The sequence below is a fragment of the Ramlibacter albus genome (assembly GCF_014297445.1).
GTDB classification, from domain to species: Bacteria; Pseudomonadota; Gammaproteobacteria; order Burkholderiales; family Burkholderiaceae_C; genus Ramlibacter; species Ramlibacter albus.
The window spans coordinates 100,225-115,574 of the sequence record NZ_JACORU010000009.1; the positions used below are offsets into that span (position 1 = coordinate 100,225).

The following is a 15,350-nucleotide window of genomic DNA, read 5'->3' on the forward strand; positions in this document are numbered from 1 at the left end:
TCAGTACATCGATTCGCCACCGTTCAGGTGGATCAGCTGCCCGGTCACCCAGGACTCGGGGCTTGCGAGGAACAGGCAGCACTGCGCGGCGTCCTCGTCGGTGCCCAGGCGGCGCAGCGGCATCGTCTTGACGGCCTCCGCCCACAGGGCCTTGTAGTTGGGGTAGTTCTTCTCGTCGCGCACCGTGTCCATCTTGCCGGGCGCGATGGTGTTCGCGGTGATGTTGTATTCGCCGAACTCCACCGCGATCGCCTTGGCCAGCGCATGCAGGCCCGCCTTGGCGGTGACGTTGTGAGCGCGGTTCGCGTACGTGAAGAAACCGTCGCGGCCCGACATGTGGATGATGCGGCCCCAGCGCTTGTCGCGCATGCCGGGCAGCACGCAGCGCGCCAGGTAGAAGGCGGAGCTCAGGCTCGTCTCGATCACGCGCTTCCAGTCGTCGGGCGTGATCTCGAGGAAAGACTGGCGCGGCCGCAAGCCGACGTTCTGCACCGAGATGTCGATGCTGCCGAAGCGGTCCACCGCCTCGTCAACCATGCGCTGCACGTCGTCCGGATTGGACACATCCGCCAGGACCCAGTGCGCCTTGACGCCGTAGCTTTCCGCTTCGGCAGCGACCGCCTTCAGGGCATCGACGTCGTTGCGGCCATTGAGCACCACATTAGCGCCCGCTTTCGCGAATGCGAGCGCGATGCCCTTGCCGAGGTTACGGCCCGAACCGGTGACGAGCGCCGTGCGCCCGACGTGCGGGCGCGGATCGATCGTGTACGCCACTCGCTCAGTTCTCCGCCTTGATGTCGGCCGCCTTGATGATGGCGCCCCAGCGCGGGATGTCCGCCGACAGGCGCTGCGTCATGTCTTCGGACGTGGAGCTGACCGCGTCTACACCGAGGCTGCGGAACTTCGCCTTCACGTCCGCGTTGCCGAGGATCTTGACGAGCTCGTCGTTCAGCTTCTTGACGATGGCGGGCGGCGTGCCCGTCGGCGCGAGCAGCCCGTAGGTGGAGCGCACCTCCAGGTTCTGCAGGCCCACTTCCTTGGGCGTGGGCAGGTTCGCGAGAGCGGGGTTGCGCTCCGGCGTGGTCACCATCAGCGTCTTCACGCGGCCGGTGTTCATGTGCTGCACCACCGTCGGGGCCGTGGCGAAGTACACCTGGATCTGCCCGCCGATCAGGTCCGTCATCGCGGGGCCGCTGCCGCGGTAGGGCACGTGCACCATCGAAATGCCGGCGCTGCGCTTGAACATCTCGCCCGCGATGTGCTCGAGCGAACCCGGGCCGGTGGAGCCGAACGTCAGCGCGCCGGGCTTCGATTTCGCATACGCGATGAGCTCCTGAACGGTGTTGGCCGGCACGGCGGGGTTGATCATCAGCGCCATCGGCTGGAAACCCAGCGTGGAGATGCCCACGAAGTCCTTGTCGAGCGCGTAGCCCACGCGCTGCGTGCCGTACAGCACGGTGTTGATCGCGTACGTGGTCCAAGGCGCGACTAGCAGCGTGTAGCCGTCGGGCGCGGACTTGGCGACGTACTGCGCGCCGATGTTCCCCGAGAAGCCGGGGCGGTTGTCGATGACGAACGCCTTGCCCATGCTTTCCTGCAGCTTCTCGCCGATGAGGCGGCCGATCGCATCGGCACCGCCGCCGGGCGGGTAGGCCACGACGAGCGTCACGGGCTTGGTGGGGTAGTCCTGCGCGACGGCGGCCGCCGGTACAACCAGCGAAGCGACGAGGGAGAGGAGAAGAAGCGTCTTTTTCAACTGCGGCTCCTGGGGGTGGGACGAAGGAAGTCGTTGGATAATATCAGCTAATGTTAAGGATTAGCAATACTTAAACTCAGGCGCCCTCGGTGATGTCCGCCCAGGGCGCGAGCTTGTGCAGCACCGGGATCCACTGGTGCTTGAGGATCGTGCGCGCGGTCGCTGCGACACGCTCCCACAGCGCCGAGTGCTCGTCCTTGTACGCAACCACACGCAAGGTGCGCGACGAAGAGGCGGGCTTCAGGGGAAGGAACTGGTAGTCCGCGGGCGCGGCCTGTGTCTTGGCCACGCACAGCGGCGTGGTCATCGTCCAGCCCATGCCGGCGCGCACCATCGCGAGCACCGCGTCGGAAGTGTCGAACTCGTACTCGCGCGGCAGGTCGAGCTCGTGGTGCCGCAGGAACGTGTCCACGTGCCGCCCGATGAACGCACCCGGGCTGTAGCGCACCAGCGGCAGCTCGCCCGCGAGCGCCTTGAGGTCGCGCAGGCCGAGCCCGTTGGCAGGCACCTTGAACTTCTTCGGCGCGACGACGATCAGCGGCTCGCGCAGCAGCGGCAGCGACAGCATCTCCGCGCCGCGGCCCATCTCCTCGGAAGTGATCATCAGGTCCACGCGCTTTTCCTCCAGCGCGCGCATGCTGGTCTCCTTCACGCCCGAGACCACGGCCCAGCGCGTGGCGAGCGACGAGATCTCGCGCAGCAGGTGTGGCCCGACCGTGCTGGCGAACGAATCGACCATGCCGATGCGCAAGAGCGGCAGCTTCGCGTTCTGCTGCATCTCCACCAGGTGCTCCAGCTCGCGGGCGCGGCGCAGCAGCTCCTGCGCGCGCGTGTAGAACGTGCTGCCGAAGAGAGTGAGCTGCATCGGGCGTGTCGAACGGTCGATCAGCTGCGCACCCAGGCCCGTCTCGATGGCGGTGATCGTCTGCGAGACGGCCGATTGCGTCATGCCCAGGTGGTTGGCCGCATTCGTCATGCCGTCCTGCTGCACGACGGCGACGAAGACCTCCATCATCCGCAGGTTGAGCCAGCTGCGGCCGTTCGGTTCGGTGTGTTTGGGCGTGGGCATCGTTTGACAGGGCGCGGAAACGGCCTCTAGAATAACTAATAGTGTGCATCAGCACAACTAATTCAGGAGTACCGCACCGATGGCCACCCCCGTCACCGAAACCCTCGCCGCGTTCGTGGCGCAACTGCGCTACGAGCAGCTTCCCGCCGACGTGGCGCAGGAAGCGAAGCTGGCGATCGCCGACACGGTCGGCAGTGCGCTGGCGGCCGCGAAGGAGAGCGTCACCACTGCGGCCCTCGCGACGGTGGACTCGCATGGCCCCGCATCCGTGTGGGGGCTCGGGCGCAAAGTCGGCGTGCGCGACGCCGCATTCGTCAACGGCACGATGGCGCACGCGCACGACATCGACGACACCAACCCGTCGATGCGCGGGCACCCGTCGGCGCCCGTGGTCCCCGCCGTCTTCGCGCTTGCCGCGCAGCAGGGTGCGAGCGGCAAGGAGGCCATCGCGGCGTACGTCGCCGGCGTGGAGATCGAGACCAAGATCGGCCGCGCGGTCAACATGGCCCACTACAACAAGGGCTGGCACACGACCTTGACGCTCGGCTCGCTCGGCACGGCGGCCGCGGCGGCCAACCTGCTGAAGCTCGACGCCCACCAGACCGCGATTGCGCTGGCCATCTCCGCATCCACCGCGGGCGGGCTGGTGGCCAACTTCGGCACGATGACCAAGCCCGTGCACTCCGGTTTCGCCGCCGACAACGGCGTGAAGGCGGCACTGCTCGCTCGTGCCGGTATCACGGCCAACCCGAAAGCGCTCGAAGCGAAGACGGGTTTCTTCGAACTCTTCGCCGGCAACGAGGTGCACCCCGAGCTCGCGCTGGAGAAGCTCGGCGAGCGCTGGGACATCGTGGACCCCGGCAACATCTACAAGCTGTACCCCACCTGCTCGCTCACGCACTGCGCGGTCGACATGATCCTCGACGGCATTGCCGACGGCAGCATCCGGCCGAAGGAGGTGGAGGCCATCGAGTGTGCCGTGGGCTACCGCTGCGAGAACACCCTGCCCTACCACGACGCGAAGACCGGCCTCGAAGGCAAGTTCAGCATGGAGTACTGCCTGGCCGCCGCGCTCGTCTACGGCAAGCTGGGCTTCGCGCAGTTCGAGGACGACGCCGTCACCACGCCCGAGATCGCGGCGATGCACAAGCGCATCCGCCTCTACACGCACCCGGACCTGCGCACGCCCGAGTCGGTGCCCTACGACTTCACGGACCTCACCATCGTGCACCGCGACGGCCGCAAGTTCCACGGCCGCGAGTCGTATGCCAAGGGCGACCCGCACAAGCGCTGGAGCCTCGCGCAGTTCAAGGGCAAGTTCGTCGAGTGCGCCGAACCGCTGATGGGCGGCGCGCAGTCCGGCGCACTGTGGGATCGGTTGCAGCAGCTCGAAGCACTCTCCGGCGAGCAGCTGGCCGGCCTGGTCTGACATGGACATCACGGATACCCTGCTGGTCGAGGTGAAGGACCGCGTCGCGACGCTGACGCTGAACCGGCCGCAGGTGCTCAACGCGATCAACCACCAGCAGCGGCAGAACCTCGAGACGGCTTTCAAGGCCCTCGATGCGGACGAGGACGTGCGCGCCATCGTCATCCGCGGCAACGGCCGCGCCTTCTGCGCCGGGCAGGACCAGAAGGAAAGCGCGGCGATGGACGCGCAAGGCGCGAGCCGCCGTATCGAGGGCTATGCGTCGCTTTACACCACGATGCGCAAGGTGTCCAAGCCGATCATCTCGCGCGTGCACGGATTCTCGACCGGTGCAGGGCTGCAGATCCCCTTGCTGTCGGACCTGCGCATCGCCACCGACGACGCGAAGTTCGGCATGACGGAGCTGAACGTCGGCTCCGCGGCCATCATGGGCAGCGCGTTCCTGTTGCCCTTGATCGGCGAGGCGAACATGCGAAGGCTGGTGCTGCTGTCCGACTTCATTTCGGCGGCGCAGGCGCGTGAGATGAACCTCGTGCACGAAGTCTGGCCGGCGGACGCCATCGACGGCCGCATCGCAGAGATCACCTCGGGCCTCGCCAAGCGTGCGCCGCTGGGCGTTGCGCTGACGAAGGAGTGGTGGCGCGTCCTCGGCGACGATGTCTTCAACGCCGCAATGGACCACGCGCGGCAGGCGCACGCGCGCAATTTCGCGGCGGGCGGGCTGTCGGCGGGTGCGAAGAACTTCGTGGCGCGCGAGAAGGACGCGAACCCGGCGCGGCACGAAGCGCCGTGATCCCGCGTCAGCGGATTTCGCGCCCCACGCCCTGCAGCCGCATGAACGCGCGATAGCGCGCCTCATGCAGCGCCGCGATCGCGCCTTGCGCGGGCTCGTAGGTGCGGCCCACGTGCGACATGCCGGCCATCGCCGAGGCGACATCCGGCGCGAGCCCCCCGGCCACGGCGCCGAGCATGGCCGCGCCCAGCAGCACGGGCTCCTCGGCCTGCGTCGCGAGCACCGGTTTGGCCGTCACGTCGGCCAGCAGCTGGCGCACGAGGTCTGCGCGGCCCGCGCCGCCGCTGATGACCACGCGATCGACCGGGGCGCCGGCTTCGGCCTGGGTTTCGATGATCTGCCGCAGCCCGCAGCCGATGCCGCACAAGCCCGCGACGTAGAGCGCGACGAGGCTGTCGAGCCCGCTTTCCATGTCGAGGCCGGCGATGATCGCGCGCGCCTGCGGGTCGGCGAAGGGAGCGCGGTTGCCGAGGAATTCGGGCACGACGTGCAGGCCGCCCAGCAGCTGGACCGTCTGCGAAAGGCCGCCGCTGCGCTGCACGGCCAGCGCGCCCAGCATCTCCGGCACCGTCTGGCCGGCTGCCTCGGCGCGCGACCGCGCCTCGGCCGCGGCCGGATGCATCGCCACCAGCCGGTCGATCGCGGCGCCGGCGGCCGACTGGCCGCCCTCGTTGAGCCACAGGTCGGGCACCATCGCCGAGAAGTAAGGGCCCCACACGCCCGGCACGAACACCGGCTCCCGCGTGCTGGTCATCGTGCAGGAGGAAGTGCCGAACACATACGCCATGCACGCCGTCGCGCCGCCGCCGGCCCCGACGGTGCCGATGCCCCCCGCGTGCGCGTCGATCAGCCCCGCGGCCACCGGCGTGCCCGCACGCAAGCCCAGCTCGCGCGCGGCCTGCGGCGTGAGGCCTTCGCCCAGCGGCGTGCCCGGGTCCACCACGTTGGCCCCGATCCGCGAGAAGCCTTCCTCGGCGAGCACGCCCAGGCCCACTTCGCGAAAGTAGCTCGCGTCCCAGCGCCGCTCGTGCGCGAGGTAGGTCCACTTGCACGTGACCGTGCAGGTCGAGCGCGCGAGATCGCCCGTGGCGCGCCACGTGAGGAAGTCGGCGAGGTCGAAGAACTGCCAGGCCGCATCGAACTGCGCGCGCCGGTTCTCCAGCAGCCACACCAGCTTGGGCGTCTCCATCTCGGGCGAGATGCGGCCGCCGACGTACTTCAGCACGGGGTGCGCGGTGGCGTTGATTCGCTCGGCCTGCGCAACCGCGCGGTGGTCCATCCACACGACGATGTTGCGTTCGTCATCGCCCGAGGGGCCGACGGCCAGCGGCCGGCCGCCCTCGCCGACCACCACGAGCGAACACGTCGCGTCGAAGCCGAGGCCCACCACCTCGTGGGCGCCGACCGCGGCCTGCGCCAGCGCCCGCTGCACCGCCGCGCACACCGCGCGCCAGATGTCGTTGCCCGACTGCTCCACGATCGAGCCCGGCTCGTGGAACAGCGCGATGTCGTGCTTCGCCGACGCCAGCATGCGGCCCGCCGCATCGAAGACGCCGGCGCGCGCGCTGGCGGTGCCGACGTCGACGCCGATGACGTAGCCTGGTTTCGAAGGAGCCATCAGAGGTCGACGCTGTTGGGAAGGATCACGAGGTCGCGGATCGTCACGTTGCGCGGCCGCGTCAGCATGAACAGCACCGCCTCGGCCACTTCGTTCGGCTGCATCAGGCTGCCGTTGGCCAGCGCCTCGTCCATCTTCGCCTTCGGCCAGTCGTCCAGCAGCGCGGTGACCACCGGCCCCGGCAGCACCGCGCCCACGCGCACGCCGTGCTTCGCGAGCTGGCGCCGCGTGGTGTGCACGAAGGCCTGCACCGCGAACTTCGACGCGGTGTAGACCGGCTCCCACACCACCGGCACCACGCCCGCGACGGAACTGGTGAAGAGGATGTCGCCCGTCTTCTGCGCCACCATGTGCGGGATGACCGCATGCACCGACCGGAACGCGGCGTTCACGTTCAGGTTGAGCATGCGGTCCCACGCGTCGGGGTCGCCCTCGGTGACGTCGCCGCCGATGTAGGCGCCCGCGTTGGCGTGGAAGATGTGCAGCCCGCCGGCGAGCTGCAGGATGCGCGGCAGCATCGTCTTCACCTCGCCGGGCTGCAGCAGGTCCACCACCAGCGGGAACGCGTCCGGGCCCAGCTCGGCGCACAGCCGCTCCAGCCGGTCGTGCGCGCGGTCCACCAGCACGACCTTCGCGCCTTCGGCCAGCAGCGCGCGCGCGCACGCCAGGCCGATGCCGGAGGCGGCCCCCGTGACGGCCGCCACCTTGCCCTTCATTGCCTGCGCCATGTTATTTGCGCAGCTTCTTCGCCGCCTCGAGGATCGGCAGGCCCGCCGCGACGGCGCCCTTGAGGTCCGGCACCTTGTCGTAGGCGCCGCCGGCCACGAACACCTGCGCCGTCTCGGTCAACGCTTTCTCGGTCGCGCCCTGGCGCGCGTCGGCCAGGGCCTGGTCGAGCGTCTGGTAGTCGCGGTAGGCGAGCGTGTAGCGCGCCTTCTTCTCGTCGCCGTCGATGCCGGCGTCCTTGTAGTAGTCGAGCAGCATGGCCACCGCCTTCTCGCGGTCCTTCATGATCAGCTCGCTCGCGCGGAAGCCCGCCTCGACGAACGCGGCCGCCGCGGCGGGGTTCTCGGTGGCGAACTTCTTCGTGACGATCCACGGGTCGATCACGGACGTGCCCGCGATCGCGCCGTCGCACACCACCTCGAAATTCGCCTTGTCGTTCACCAGGTCGATGTCCGGCGACGAGTCCGTGGTGCCCGCGGCCACTTCGCCCGAGCGCAGCGACTGGCGCGTCACCGGCGGCTCCAGCGGCACCACCTTCATCTTCGTCGGGTCCACCTTGAAGTGCTTCGCGCACGCGAAGAGCACCTGGCTCCACGTGCTGTTGGGCACCGAGCCGATCTTGCCCGTGGCCAGCACCTGCGCGGGGCTGGAGCCCTTGATGGCGTCCTTGCGCATGATGAGCTTGATGTTGCGGTCTTCCTTCATCATCGTGCCCACCGGCGTCAGGCCGAACTTCGCCCAGCCGGTGATGGCCGGCGGCGAGCCGATCCAGCCGCCCTGCCAGTCGCCCGCCGCGCCCGACGCGAGCGCCGCGCCGCCGTTGGGGAAGTACTTGATCGTCACGTCCAGCCCGTTGTTCGCGAAGTAGTTCAGCTTCTTGGCCAGCCACAGCGGAAAGCCGCCCTCGTTGGACTGGCTGATGGCCACCATCTTCACCGGCGCCGCGCCCTGCGCCTGCGCGAGCGCCGGCCATGCGCTCGCGGTGATGCCTGCGATGGCCAGCGCCGAGGCCGCCACCCGTCTTGCCAACTTCGTCATGACTTGTCTCCTTCGGTTGATGAAATGCCGGCCGTGCGCCGGCCCTAGTGCCGCACGATCTCGCCGCGAAGCAGCTCCCAGATTTCGCGCTTGACCTGCATGAAACCGGCGTGTTCCCCCGCCTGCTCGATGTCCAGGCCGCGCCAGGCGGCATCGCGCGGTATCGCGATCTCGCGCAGGATGCGACCCGGCCCCCTGGACATGACGACGACGCGGTCGCTCAGGTAGACCGCCTCCTCGACGCTGTGCGTGATGAAGAGCACCGTGTAGTGCAGCTCGCGCTGCAGGCGCGACACCTCCTCCTGCAGCACCGTGCGCGTCTGCGCGTCCAGCGCGCCGAAGGGCTCGTCCATCAGCAGGATCTCGGGCCGCACCGCCATCGCGCGCGCGATGGCCACGCGCTGCTGCATGCCGCCGGACAGCTCGTGCGGGAAGGCGTCGCGAAAGCGCTCCAGGCCCATGAGGCGCAGCAGCTCGCCGATACGCTGCTCGCATTCGGCGCGCGGCGTGCCGGCCACGCGCAGGCCGAAGCCGATGTTCTGCGCCACCGTCTCCGACGGGAACAGCGCGAAGCGCTGGAACACCACCGTGCGCTTCGGCCCGGCGGGGCCCGCCGGGCGGCCATCCACCAGCACGTCCCCGCTCGTGGGCGCCTCCAGCCCCGCGGCGATCATCATCAGCGTCGACTTGCCGCAGCCCGATGGGCCGACGACCGAGACGAACTCGCCCTTGGCGACGGCCAGGTCGCAGCGCTCGAGCGCGGCGGTCTGCCCGCCGCGCGCGTGGAAGGTCTTCGAAACCCCCCGGATTTCCATCTTGTTCGTGGTCATGGCGGTTGTCATTCGAGCGGCCGGGCCGGCGGCGGTTGCCAGGGCAGTGCGAGCCGCTGCAGGCGCTGCAGCGCGGCGTCGATGAGCACGCCGAGCACGCCGATGCTGATCATCCCCACGAGGATCGTGGCGGCGGAGTCGTTGATCTGGCCCTGCGAGATGAGGAAGCCCAGGCCCTGCTTGCCCACGACCAGTTCGGCGCCCACCAGCGCCATCCAGCCGTTGCCGAAGGCGATGCGCACGCCCGTGAAGACCGTGGGCGCGGCCACCGGCAGCACGACGCGGCCCAGCGTCGTCATCGACCGCGTGCCCAGCATGCGGGCGGCGCGCACGAGGATCGTGTCGACCTGCGCCACCGCCAGCTGCGTGTTGATGATGCAGGCGGGGAAGGCCGCGATGAAGACGATCAGCGCCTGCGTCACGGTCGAAGCGCCGAACCACAGCACCGCGATCGGCACCCACGCGAACGGCGGGATGTAGCGCAGCAGCTCGAACACCGGCGTGACCACGGCGCGCAGCGGCGGCAGCCACGCGAGCGCGATGCCCAGCGGCAGGCCCAGCGCGAGCGCGCCAAACACCCCCAGGCCCCAGCGCTGCAGCGACACCGCCGCATGGCCCACCAGCGTGGCGCCGCTGAAAGGCTCCGCCAGCAGCGAGCCGAAGCGCGCCACCACGTCGGGCGGCGACGGCAGCACGCGCGGCGGCACCAGCCCCGGGATCGCGGTGGCCACCCACCACGCAAGCAGCAGCACGCCCAGCGCGCAGGCACCCCACAGCGTGGCTTCGTGCAGCGGCCGCGGCGGGCGCTGGGGTGATTCAACAGGTGTTGCCATGGCCCCGTTCACGACTGCGCCCCGGCGGCGGCCCACGGCGCGACCCAGCGGGTCAGCAACTGCATGCCGATGGAGAACAGCGCGCCGAGCACGCCGATGATGGCCATGGCCACGAGCAGGATGCCGACCTCGAGCGTGCGCGATGCGTTGACCGCGATGTAGCCCAGGCCCGCGCTGGCGGCCAGCAGCTCCGCGGCCACGAGCGTGGTCCATGCATTGCCCAGCGCGATGCGCGCGCCGGCCACGAGCGTGGGCAGCGCCGTGCGGCAGACCACGCGCGTGAGCACCTGCATGTCGCTCGCGCCGAGCGTGGTGGCGGCGCGCACGAGCAGGTTGTCGATGGAATAGACGGCCTGCATCGAGTTGAGCACCCACGGAACGATGGCCGCGATGAACACGACGAAGATGCGCGCGGAGTCGCCGATGCCCAGCCACAAAATGGCCAGCGGGATCCACGCGAGCGGCGGCACCGGCCGCAGCAGCTGGAACACCGGGAAGGCGATCCAGCGCACGCGCTTCCACCAGCCCATCGCGATGCCCAGGGGCAGGCCGATGGCGCCGGCCAGCAGCCAGCCGCCCGCGACGATGCGCAGGCTGGCGCCGACGTGCTCGCCCAGCGAGCTGCCCAGGTAAGGCCGCGACCACAGCCGCACGAAAGCGTCCCACACCTCCCGCGGCGGCGGCAGGAAGAGCTGCGGCACCCAGCCGCCCTCGCGCGTCGCGAACCACCACAGCCCGAACATCGCGCCCAGCGACGCGCACGCGATCAGCAGCCACTGCCGGCGCCCCGGCTCGCGCCGCCAGAACGGCAGCGTCTCGTCGGCGCCTTCCGCGGGGCCGAAGAAACGCAGGGCGGATCGCGTCGCGGGCGCCATGTCAGTCCATCGGCTGGTGGTCGACCGGGTGCTGCATCGGCTCCAGCTCGATCTCGACCCGCTCGAGCGCGCCCGGCGTGAAGGCGAATTCGTCGCTGTACGCGTCGCTCACCCGCGACAGCGAGTCGCGGCCCACGTCGAGCGCGGACCACGAGATGAACCAGCGCGCGCTGCGCGGGATGACGCCCTCGCCGACCTGCTTGCCGTCGACGAACACGCGCCCGACGCCCTGGTAGTCGGCCGTGCGCTCGAAGGCGAACTCCAGCGTGCGCGATTGCGCCGTCACGGCGCCGGCCGCGCTCTCGATGCGAAAGGGTGTGCCCTCGTGGTTGTATTCGAAGCAGAGGCGCCCACCCTGCACGTACATCGTGAAGCCGCCGCTCAGGTCGCCCAGCGACACCAGCACGCCCTGGGGCGCCTGCGCGATGTCGGCCAGGCGCGCCGTGATACGGAAGGACCGGTTGATGACCAGCGGCGCCGCGCCGCTGGGGATGCGCGCCATGCCCGGGTACAGCACGAGCCGCGTGCGCAGCCTGGGCGAGCCGTGGCTCTGGTACTTGACCGCGCGCTCGGGAAAGCCGCGGTCGTCCAGCGGCAGCACGCCGAAGCGGCCGGCCTCGGCCCACCAGCGGCCCACCAGCTCCTTCAGCTTCTCCGGGTGCTTCGCCGCGAGGTCGTTGCACTCCGAGAAGTCCTCGTCGAGATTGAACAGCTCCCACGTGTCCTGGTCGTAGCTGTTGCCGCGCTGGTGGAACGACACGGCCTTCCAGCCGTCATGCCAGATCGCGCGGTGCGTGAACATCTCGAAGTACTGCGTCTGCCGGCGCGTGGGCGCCGCGGCATCCTCGAACGAGTAGCGCATGCTCACGCCGTGCACCGGCATCTGCGGCACGCCGTTGTAGACCTGCGGCGGCTGGATGCCGGCCAGGTCCAGCAGCGTCGGCGCGATGTCGATGACGTGGTGGAACTGCTGGCGCACGCCCCCGCGCGCCTTCAGGCCGTCGCGCCACGACACGATCAGCGGCGCGCGCACGCCGCCGGCATGCGTGTTCTGCTTGTAGCGGCGCAGCGGCGTGTTGCCCACCTGCGCCCAGCCCTGCGGGTAGTTGGTCTGGCTGCGCGGCCCGCCGATCTGCTCCAGGCGCGCGAGGTTGTACGCGAGGTCGGGCTGGTTGCCGTTCTCGTAGGCGACGATGTTGGTCGTGCCCCCCGCGCCGCCCTCCTGGCTGGCGCCGTTGTCGGCGAGGATGACGAAGATCGTGTTGTCGAACTTGCCGATCTCCTTGAGGTAATCGACGAAGCGGCCGAGCTCGTGGTCGGTGTGGTCCACCATCGCCGCGAACGCCTCCTGCAGGCGCGCGGACACCTTCTTCTCGTCGGCGGACAGGCTGTCCCACGGCTGCACGCCCGCGTTGCGCGGCGCGAGCGTGGTGCCCGGCGGGATGATGCCCAGCTCCAGCTGGCGCTGGTGGCGCCGCTCGCGCACCACGTCCCAGCCCTCGTCGTAGCGGCCGCGGTACTTGTCCAGGAAAGCCTGCGGCGCCTGGTGCGGGCAGTGCGCCGCGCCGAACGCGAGGTACGCGAAGAACGGCTTCTCGCCCGACGCCGACACCTGGTCGCGCACGAAGCCGATGGCGTGGTCGATGAGGTCCTCGGTGAGGTGGTAGCCCTCCTGCGGCGTCTTCGGCGGGTCGACCCGGTGGTTGTCGTGCACGAGGTCCGGGTAGAAGTGGTCGGTCAGGGCATCGAGGAAGCCGTAGTAGCGCTCGAAGCCGCGGCCCAGCGGCCACTGGTCGTAGGGGCCGGCGGCACTGGTCTGGTCGATGGGCGCCACGTGCCACTTGCCGACGCACATCGTGTTGTAGCCGCTGGCGCGCAACATCTCGGCCAGCGTCGCCGCCTGCTTGCTCACGTGCCCGCGCGTGCCGGGAAAGCCGCTGTCCGCATTGGCCAGGAACGCCATGCCGACGCTGTGGTGGTTGCGGCCGGTGAGCAGCGACGCGCGCGTGGGCGAGCACAGCGGCGTGACGTGGAAGTTGTTGTAGCGCAGGCCCTCGCTCGCGAGGTGGTCCATCGTGGGCGTGGCGATCTCGGCGCCGTAGCAGCCGAAGCTGCCGAAGCCCACGTCGTCGTACAGCACGAGCACGATGTTCGGCGCGCCGTCGCGCGGGCGCACCGCGTCGGGCCACCAGGGCGTGGACTCCTGCCAGGTGGCGCCGATCTTTCCCTTGAATTCGAAGTCGCTCATCGAAATCTTCTTGAGTTTGCGCAATCGATTGCGCTAACATTCTAGGCACACACCCCCGCGCCGCCCGAGCGCGTTTACCCTTTAATGCCAAAGAACAAGTCCACCATCTACGACCTCGCGCGGATGGCGGACGTCTCCGCCACCACGGTGAGCGCCGTGCTCAGCGGCAACTGGCGCGCGCGGCGCATCGGCGAGGAGACGGCGCAGCGCGTGCTCGCGCTGGCGGACAAGCACAGCTTCAGCGTCAACCGGCAGGCCAGCGGGCTGCGCACCAGCCGCTCGGGGCTGATCGGCATGATCATCCCGCTGCACGACAACCGCTTCTTCAGCGGCATGGCGCAGACCTTCGAGAAGCTCGCGCGACAGCGCCACCTCTACCCCATCGTGGTCAGCACGCTGCGCGACACCGCGCTGGAGGTGGAGACGGCGCGCACGCTCATCTCCTACCGCGTGGAAAGCCTGATCGTGGCGGGCGCCACCGACCCCGACGCGATCAGCGCCGTGTGCCGCTCGCACGGCGTCGCGCACGTCAACGTCGACCTGCCGGGCACCAAGGCCACGTCCGTGATCAGCGACAACTTCTGGGGCGCGCAGCAGCTCACCGAGGCGCTGATCGCGAAGGCGAAACCGCTGCGCGCCGCGGCCCGCAACCGGCCGTACTTCGTCGGCGGCCTGGCCACCGACTACGCGACGCAGCGGCGCATGGAAGGTTTCTCGCAAGCCGTGCGCGAGCGGCTCGGCGAGCTGCGGCCGGACCAGCTGGATGCGTGCGGCTACGAACCCGACCTGGCCGAAGCCCACGTGGCGGCGTTGCACGAGCGGCTCAAGGGGCTGCCGAGCGCGCTCTTCGTCAATTCGACGATCGCGCTGGAAGGCGTGGTGCGTTTCCTGAAGACGCTGCCGCACGAGGAACTGGCCGCGTGCACCTTCGGCTGCTACGACTGGGACCCGTTCGCCGGCATGCTGGCCTTTCCGCTGATGATGGTGCGGCAGAACGTGGACGGCCTGCTGGAAGAGGCGTTCGCGGTGCTCGACGCCGGGCCGCCCCGCGAGCCGAGCGTGATCGAGATCCGGCCGATCCTGATGTTCGGCGTCAATCCAGCTTGACGCCCAGGTCCACCGCCAGCTTGACCCACACGGGCACGTCCCGCTCCCAGTCCTGGCGCGTCTCCGCCAGGTTCTTCGGCTTGTTCGGGATCGCGAAGCTCTCGCGCAGCTTCGCGGCCGTGGGCGTGTTGGACCACTCCACCGCGGCACGCGACAGCGCCTGCAGCACAGCCTCCGGCGTCCCGCTCGGCGCCATCAGCGGCAGCCCGCCTTCCAGCTCGACGAGGCGGCTTTCGATGCCCTGCTCCACGAGCGTGGGCACGTCGGGCAGCTTGGGGCTGCGGTAGTTGCCCGTCACGCCGATCGGGCGCACGCCGCGCGTGGACACGGTGTTGAACGCCTGGTAGCTGCCGACCGCAACCTGCAACTGGCCGCCGGCCACGTCGACCCACATGGGCGCTTCGCCGCGGTAGTGCACCGACTGGATCTTCGTGCCTTCGGTCCGGTTGATCTGGTCGGCCACCATGTGCGGGTACGAGCCGGGCGCGTACGTGCCCATCGACGTCGGGTTCTTCTTCGCGTAGGCGATGAACTCCTTGAAATTGCGCACGCCGATCTTCTCGGGCACGCCCACCACCAGCGGGCCGGAGGGGAACACCGCGATGGGCGTGAGGTCCTTGTCGAGGTTGTAGGGCAGCTTGCTGTACAGCACGCGGTTCTGCCACACGGTGCCGGAGGTCGTCATCAGCAGCGTGTAGCCATCGGGCGGCGACTTCGCGACGGCGTCGATGCCGATGATGGCGCCCGCGCCCGGCTTGTTCTCGACGACGACCTGCTGGCCCACCTTGGTGCCGAGGAATTCGGCGTAGTGGCGCGCGTACGCGTCGGTGAGCCCGCCGGGCGGGAACGCGACGATGATGCGGATCTGCTTGCTGGGCCACTTGGCTGCCTGGCCGAACGCAGCGGCCGCGCCGAACGCACCGGCGGCCACGAGGAAACTGCGGCGCTTGGCGCCTTTTTTGAAGTCCATGGGCGCTCCTGGGATGAGGTGGGGGCATTGTGCCCATCGGCAGCCGCTGCGTCATCAC

At 69.5% G+C, this 15,350-nt stretch carries 14 protein-coding genes; 3 read left to right on the forward strand and 11 right to left on the reverse strand.

Annotation, left to right across the window (positions count from 1 at the left end; all coding sequences use genetic code 11):
• The 3 genes from H8R02_RS21750 to H8R02_RS21760 form a co-directional block, all read right to left on the reverse strand.
• On the reverse strand, window positions 1-774 hold the full coding sequence (locus H8R02_RS21750; protein ID WP_187083596.1) for an SDR family NAD(P)-dependent oxidoreductase: 774 nt from the start codon (window positions 772-774) through the stop codon (window positions 1-3).
• A 4-nt stretch (window positions 775-778) separates the two neighbouring features.
• The gene (locus H8R02_RS21755) at window positions 779-1,756 is read right to left on the reverse strand and encodes a Bug family tripartite tricarboxylate transporter substrate binding protein (RefSeq protein ID WP_187083597.1); all 978 of its coding nucleotides are present in this window, start codon (window positions 1,754-1,756) and stop codon (window positions 779-781) included.
• Between the two features lie 76 nt (window positions 1,757-1,832).
• Window positions 1,833-2,825, reverse strand: coding sequence for a LysR family transcriptional regulator (locus H8R02_RS21760; RefSeq protein ID WP_187083598.1), 993 nt, complete (start codon window positions 2,823-2,825; stop codon window positions 1,833-1,835).
• 79 nt (window positions 2,826-2,904) lie between these two features.
• On the opposite strand from H8R02_RS21760, the gene H8R02_RS21765 reads away from it, so the two are divergent.
• The gene (locus H8R02_RS21765; protein ID WP_187083599.1) at window positions 2,905-4,254 is read left to right on the forward strand and encodes an MmgE/PrpD family protein; all 1,350 of its coding nucleotides are present in this window, start codon (window positions 2,905-2,907) and stop codon (window positions 4,252-4,254) included.
• A gap of 1 nt (window position 4,255) precedes the next feature.
• Entirely contained in the window at window positions 4,256-5,047 is a 792-nt protein-coding gene (locus tag H8R02_RS21770; protein WP_187083600.1) for an enoyl-CoA hydratase/isomerase family protein, read from the forward strand.
• A gap of 7 nt (window positions 5,048-5,054) precedes the next feature.
• Here the strand turns inward: H8R02_RS21770 and H8R02_RS21775 are convergent, their stop codons facing one another.
• From H8R02_RS21775 to H8R02_RS21805, 7 genes are read right to left on the reverse strand one after another with little or no spacing between them, the layout of a single operon-like run.
• Entirely contained in the window at window positions 5,055-6,665 is a 1,611-nt protein-coding gene (locus H8R02_RS21775) for an FGGY-family carbohydrate kinase (protein WP_187083601.1), read from the reverse strand.
• The gene (locus tag H8R02_RS21780) at window positions 6,665-7,393 is read right to left on the reverse strand and encodes an SDR family oxidoreductase (protein ID WP_187083602.1); all 729 of its coding nucleotides are present in this window, start codon (window positions 7,391-7,393) and stop codon (window positions 6,665-6,667) included. Before H8R02_RS21780 ends, H8R02_RS21775 begins: the two co-directional genes overlap by 1 nt.
• 1 nt (window position 7,394) lies before the next feature.
• Complete coding sequence (locus H8R02_RS21785; protein ID WP_187083603.1) at window positions 7,395-8,429, reverse strand: ABC transporter substrate-binding protein; 1,035 nt, start codon at window positions 8,427-8,429, stop codon at window positions 7,395-7,397.
• A 44-nt stretch (window positions 8,430-8,473) separates the two neighbouring features.
• Complete coding sequence (locus tag H8R02_RS21790) at window positions 8,474-9,259, reverse strand: ABC transporter ATP-binding protein (protein WP_255429487.1); 786 nt, start codon at window positions 9,257-9,259, stop codon at window positions 8,474-8,476.
• Between the two features lie 8 nt (window positions 9,260-9,267).
• Entirely contained in the window at window positions 9,268-10,092 is an 825-nt protein-coding gene (locus tag H8R02_RS21795; RefSeq protein ID WP_187083604.1) for an ABC transporter permease, read from the reverse strand.
• Window positions 10,093-10,100: 8 nt separating this feature from the next.
• A complete protein-coding gene (locus tag H8R02_RS21800) occupies window positions 10,101-10,967 on the reverse strand; it encodes an ABC transporter permease (protein WP_187083605.1) in 867 nt (288 codons plus the stop codon).
• Between the two features lies 1 nt (window position 10,968).
• Complete coding sequence (locus tag H8R02_RS21805) at window positions 10,969-13,215, reverse strand: arylsulfatase (RefSeq protein ID WP_187083606.1); 2,247 nt, start codon at window positions 13,213-13,215, stop codon at window positions 10,969-10,971.
• A gap of 84 nt (window positions 13,216-13,299) precedes the next feature.
• Between H8R02_RS21805 and H8R02_RS21810 the strand changes: the two genes are divergently transcribed.
• The gene (locus tag H8R02_RS21810) at window positions 13,300-14,322 is read left to right on the forward strand and encodes a LacI family DNA-binding transcriptional regulator (RefSeq protein ID WP_187083607.1); all 1,023 of its coding nucleotides are present in this window, start codon (window positions 13,300-13,302) and stop codon (window positions 14,320-14,322) included.
• Here the strand turns inward: H8R02_RS21810 and H8R02_RS21815 are convergent.
• The gene (locus tag H8R02_RS21815; RefSeq protein ID WP_187083608.1) at window positions 14,309-15,292 is read right to left on the reverse strand and encodes a Bug family tripartite tricarboxylate transporter substrate binding protein; all 984 of its coding nucleotides are present in this window, start codon (window positions 15,290-15,292) and stop codon (window positions 14,309-14,311) included. The two genes, H8R02_RS21810 and H8R02_RS21815, sit on opposite strands and share 14 nt — an antisense overlap.
• Window positions 15,293-15,350 lie beyond the last annotated feature (58 nt).

What these genes read in the sequence shown, in the direction of transcription:
- H8R02_RS21810 (WP_187083607.1), top strand. Translation starts at nt 13,300, where the DNA reads ATGCCAAAGAACAAGTCCACCATCTACGACCTCGCGCGGATGGCGGAC.
- H8R02_RS21800 (WP_187083605.1), bottom strand. Translation starts at nt 10,967, where the DNA reads ATGGCGCCCGCGACGCGATCCGCCCTGCGTTTCTTCGGCCCCGCGGAA.
- H8R02_RS21815 (WP_187083608.1), bottom strand. Translation starts at nt 15,292, where the DNA reads ATGGACTTCAAAAAAGGCGCCAAGCGCCGCAGTTTCCTCGTGGCCGCC.
- H8R02_RS21790 (WP_255429487.1), bottom strand. Translation starts at nt 9,259, where the DNA reads ATGACCACGAACAAGATGGAAATCCGGGGGGTTTCGAAGACCTTCCAC.
- H8R02_RS21765 (WP_187083599.1), top strand. Translation starts at nt 2,905, where the DNA reads ATGGCCACCCCCGTCACCGAAACCCTCGCCGCGTTCGTGGCGCAACTG.
- H8R02_RS21770 (WP_187083600.1), top strand. Translation starts at nt 4,256, where the DNA reads ATGGACATCACGGATACCCTGCTGGTCGAGGTGAAGGACCGCGTCGCG.
- H8R02_RS21780 (WP_187083602.1), bottom strand. Translation starts at nt 7,393, where the DNA reads ATGGCGCAGGCAATGAAGGGCAAGGTGGCGGCCGTCACGGGGGCCGCC.
- H8R02_RS21805 (WP_187083606.1), bottom strand. Translation starts at nt 13,215, where the DNA reads ATGAGCGACTTCGAATTCAAGGGAAAGATCGGCGCCACCTGGCAGGAG.
- H8R02_RS21775 (WP_187083601.1), bottom strand. Translation starts at nt 6,665, where the DNA reads ATGGCTCCTTCGAAACCAGGCTACGTCATCGGCGTCGACGTCGGCACC.
- H8R02_RS21795 (WP_187083604.1), bottom strand. Translation starts at nt 10,092, where the DNA reads ATGGCAACACCTGTTGAATCACCCCAGCGCCCGCCGCGGCCGCTGCAC.
- H8R02_RS21760 (WP_187083598.1), bottom strand. Translation starts at nt 2,825, where the DNA reads ATGCCCACGCCCAAACACACCGAACCGAACGGCCGCAGCTGGCTCAAC.
- H8R02_RS21785 (WP_187083603.1), bottom strand. Translation starts at nt 8,429, where the DNA reads ATGACGAAGTTGGCAAGACGGGTGGCGGCCTCGGCGCTGGCCATCGCA.